At 36.4% G+C, this 4,576-nt stretch carries 6 protein-coding genes; all 6 read right to left on the bottom strand.

The window, feature by feature from the left end:
- Nucleotides 1-273: 273 nt before the first annotated feature.
- Nucleotides 274-585, bottom strand: coding sequence for a hypothetical protein (locus CXF78_RS10895; protein WP_102036789.1), 312 nt, complete (start codon nt 583-585; stop codon nt 274-276).
- Nucleotides 586-672: 87 nt separating this feature from the next.
- Nucleotides 673-1,347, bottom strand: coding sequence for a DUF6998 domain-containing protein (locus tag CXF78_RS10890; protein WP_102036788.1), 675 nt, complete (start codon nt 1,345-1,347; stop codon nt 673-675).
- Between the two features lie 123 nt (nt 1,348-1,470).
- A complete protein-coding gene (locus CXF78_RS10885) occupies nt 1,471-1,950 on the bottom strand; it encodes a hypothetical protein (RefSeq protein WP_102036787.1) in 480 nt (159 codons plus the stop codon).
- 332 nt (nt 1,951-2,282) lie between these two features.
- Entirely contained in the window at nt 2,283-2,603 is a 321-nt protein-coding gene (locus tag CXF78_RS10875; RefSeq protein ID WP_102036785.1) for a hypothetical protein, read from the bottom strand.
- 89 nt (nt 2,604-2,692) lie between these two features.
- The gene (locus CXF78_RS10870; protein ID WP_102036784.1) at nt 2,693-3,901 is read right to left on the bottom strand and encodes a hypothetical protein; all 1,209 of its coding nucleotides are present in this window, start codon (nt 3,899-3,901) and stop codon (nt 2,693-2,695) included.
- A gap of 171 nt (nt 3,902-4,072) precedes the next feature.
- The coding region (locus tag CXF78_RS21430; protein ID WP_180957112.1) for a hypothetical protein at nt 4,073-4,576 on the bottom strand (504 nt) is incomplete at its 5' end.

Genomic DNA, 4,576 nt, shown 5'->3' with positions numbered 1-4,576 from the left:
GTTTCATACTTCTTATTTTGATTTTCAGGCTGAAGCATTGGTTTTTTGTCCGCCTTTAAATAATTATTATCAACCACTTATTCCTTCCTTTTTTATAAAAATTTATTGCTATGCAATTTGATGCAATCTAGCCTATAAATAATGGGCTCTTTAGAAGAGCAATATCGATTAGCTTTTGTATGGGAAACGAAGCTAAGCACAGTTAAATAGAGCTTTAGTTCTAAGTAACTTTAAGGCATAAATGATTTATACATCGAGGCCCATTTATGGACATTATCTACTTTCCCTTTTGTACAGTTTATCAAAGTGCTTGTTGGCTTCTGTAGCATTAATTATCTGACGTTCCTCTAACTTTTGAGTGTTGTGCTCTAATAGTTTTTGAATAAATACATCAAAAAATCCGAGTGGCAATAGAAGTGAAACAATAACAGAAGTCACTAATATACCTTTAAGCCATGAGGCATCTGTAAAATATGCAAATACAACACCTATTGCCAGAATCACTTTCACCCATTTTGTTATAGATGCAAATTTCATTGTCAACTTTAAATCACTAGCGACTATCACCTCGTTAAGATCTTGCATTTAGCACCACCTTTTTATTCTTTGGATTTGGTACATCTCAATCTATAAGTCGTACCATCATAATTAGTTTAATAGCTTTGAAGCTGTTTAGTCGTTAATAGCACCTAAAGCATTCATAACAACAGCACCAAGTTGTCTTGTGTTATATGGATTACCATTTCCATTGAAAATACTTAAATTCAACTCTCCAGCCAGTTTTCTCAATTCTGGTTTAACGATAGGTATTAATTGACCGTCGACATAAACTTCAATAGCACCGTTCTCAAGTTCCTTAATCACACGATTACCACATGAAGCGGTCTTAACATGTTTCAACTCAGTAGTAAGCTTAGGGCGCTCAATTAGCTTAGATAGGGAGATAGTACTTTTCCCTGTGAGATTGACACTCATTAACCGTAAAGCCTCAATCACACTGACATCTAACAGTAGTTCAATTTGCATATCTTCAGTGTTAACACGGAGAATTATGACTCTGTCTACTAAGCTGAGAGTTTTTGGATTAAATGAAATGTGGCCACCCATTCTCATTCTTGCCGTTGTTTTGACAGAAATTCTTTCACCTTTTTCACTAACAACATCGTAACCCTTTTGATTTACCTCTGTGGCCATCTGACCATTGGATATAAGCGCAGCATATAGTTCACCAATACGTCCTATCAAATGACGAAGTTCAGTCGGCTCAACCCCCCACTGTAATTCACGTTCAAACCAAGACATCGCTTCGCCTAAAGACTGGATTATCTGCATCTGTGTTAGAGCCATTTATTATTCCCTACAAGGCAACCGGCTACCGATATAAACTGAGAAAAACCATTTAAGAACCGTAAAGAATCAGAACAACAATCTCAAGAGTAAATCTGCAAAACACTCTTTGGAGCAAAGCCTTCATTTCAAAATTGTAGCCACATAATCTGGGACGTTAAATCTATCGAATCCATTATTAGTAAAATGTGTATCAGCATTTTTTGCCATCGTCTCTAATGGAGCATAGTCATAACCATATGTCTGAATTTCATTAATATAATTTGTTATAAATGTCTCCACCCCCAAATGTGACCATTGAGCGACATGAACCAACTCATGGAAATGTAAACGAAGATTTTGTGCGAATTGAGGTAAAACAAAGTATGTATTTTTGTAGGTGATCCCATCTACAGGCATATCAATAAAATCACCTAACCCTATCGCTCGTAACTCCGGAAAATCAGGCTTAGGAATAACATCCACAACAACATAAAATGCTTCTTGTAGGAAAGACAACGGATAGAAACCGTTGAATTCATCATGTAAGTGCTCGCAGCAAATTCGATTTTGGCGATAATCAAAATTCGTTTGATCAATCCATTGTTCAAGCCGTGCTAACATATTAATTTCCTTTTAAATTAGCCTAAAACCTTAAGATATCGGAAGGAATCTAAGTGGTTGATTTTGGCAAACTCCCTTGCCTCACTTTTAGTCTTAAAAGGGTGAATATCAAGCTCACGCAACTGTTCTATTGCTTTTCTAGGGCAAGCCACCATCCAATCACCCTCACCATTCATAAAACTGGTTGATGAATGTATAAGAATACGAACTTCGCCGTTTACAATGAATGTCTTGGTAAGTGAATCAATGTAATCCAATTCAGGTAGTATCTGCTGGCATGTCAGATCATAGAACTTTGGTACTGAATGCATAGTAATCAGGAAGTACATATATCAGTTATTTCCTACTATATCGCTATTCAATGAGCCAACAGCAATTTGCTTACCTAGATCGAATCCAATCACGATTTCACAGATACTAGGGTCTAACTCAAGCTGCTGGCATACTAAATTAGCCTCAAGGATTTTTTTAAATGGTTTTGCTTGGTCAGGAGAGCGGTGCCATGCTTTTAGCAAACGCTCAGAGGAAATGTCGAATTTAGCTAGAAACTCATCAGTATCACTACGATAAATCAAATAACCAAAAAATGGGATGTGATCTTCCACACCCAAATTATGTCGAATAGTCTCAATGTTGGGTTCGTCCATAAACATCTCTATCCATAATAAAACACACTAATATGTCTTCACATTAGTGTGTTACGATTAATATCGCAAGCATTGAAAATGTCTAAAGATCACATTTACGCTTCTAAAATAAGCTTCTTTAAACGGATTAAAGCAGCAACTTGTACTGACTTTAATTGATCATCGTTAACGTCTAAAGTTCGATTATCAAGCAACAGACGACTTAATTTCCAGCGTTTCCAGTTAATCATGTGATACCAGTAGCTAAAACCATATTTCTCAACCCTATCGCGTTGTGTTGCGTTTAAAAACATCAATATCATAGGATTGTAGAAAACAGTGCTTTTAAGAAAATAAGGGGCCTTTTCAAGTTGAGCGAGGGAAATAGGATTTTTTGAATCCGCAAACTTGAATACACGCTCAAGACGGCTAATAGGTACGTAACGCTTCTTAGCTGTGTCATAAACAAGCAAATCAACGTTACAGATCCTTAAATCTAGATATTTCCTTAACTTGTCGTAAACGTAGGATTTACTAGATTTTGGACTGCCAAACCTCTGCGTTCCTACACGTGACTTTTTAGCTTTCTCATTCAGATAATAACTTCTTAGCTTGACATTCGTACGATCGACTAATAAATAAGGTAACGGCACGCCTATCAGATCCATAGCGATATCAAGGCGAGTTATATTAGCCACTTCCATAATATGCTGTGCATCATCACCTAATAACGACTTAAACCACTCGAAAAAGGCGGTAATTTCGGCAGGACTATGCCTTGCTGGATTTAATGATATTTTGACTAAACGCTGTTTCGGGCGCTCCTCTCTAACCTTTGGATGTATTCCCCAATAGACAATGATCTTTGAAGACATTTGATTATCAAACATAGCGAAGCGCTGATACACGTCTTTGTAGTTCTTTAGAACTTTAGTGGTGCCCGTTTTATACAGCTTAAAATGCTCCGTAGGCACAGATTTCATAGCCATAGATAGCGAAGAAACCACTGATTCTGGCACGTCTATAGTTAAGTACAGCATATCGACAAAGGGGATCGCGCCGTATTCGAGCGGATTCATCAATATTGCGCTTAAGTAACGGCCAAGTTCTAATAGCTTAAAATGATTTAACCGCTCATTACTCGGCTTATCTTTAAACCAAGCTTTGAGCCGTGTTTTAAATACTTTAGAAGAAGAATTAGATAGATTGGCAAGATCACATAACTGGTTATTTGCTTGGGTATAAGCATTTACACCTGCTATGTAGGTTTTGCCAGAATGCACACGAATTATATTAGGAATAGTAGAGTTATTAGGCTTAGACATAGTAAGATCTCTGTTACTGTTCTATTACTACATACTTGTTAGCTATATAATAAGATATATACTACATATACATAATAATACTGTTGTATTATAGAGCGCACATCAATATCGCATATAAACATGATGTGCACTTGTATTATCTAAATGGTAAAGCTTATAAATTCAGTTGTCTCAAGTTGAGACAACTTTTGATTCTCGATAAGACAATAACTGCTCGACACACTCATTAAGCGCCATTAATTCAACGGGATGTAGCTTAACAATAATATTAATAGCTTCTCCTAGTCTAGCGGTGTACACACCACCGTAAGTTGTATAACCAATATCAGCCATTACTGATTGAATAATACAATCAAGTTCTGAGTAGTCTTTTTCATCATCGGATTCATCATCGGATTCATTATCGGATTCATCATCGGATTCATCATCGGATTCATCATCGAATTCATCATCGGATTCATCATCGGATTCATCATCGAATTCATCATCGGATTCATCATCGAATTCATCATCGGATTCATCATCGAATTCATTATCGAATTCATTATCGGATTCATCATCGAATTCATCATCGAATTCATTATCGAATTCATTATCGGATTCATCTTTTTCGTCTCCGAAAAGTAAATAATCCTTATCAGGTTCAATAGAACAATCCTCCCCAAATTTATTTTC

This window comes from Shewanella sp. 11B5, assembly GCF_002836795.1.
In the GTDB taxonomy this organism is placed as follows: Bacteria; Pseudomonadota; Gammaproteobacteria; order Enterobacterales; family Shewanellaceae; genus Shewanella; species Shewanella frigidimarina.
The sequence above is the reverse complement of the archived record's forward strand: the minus strand, read 5'-3'. Positions and strand labels throughout refer to the sequence as shown.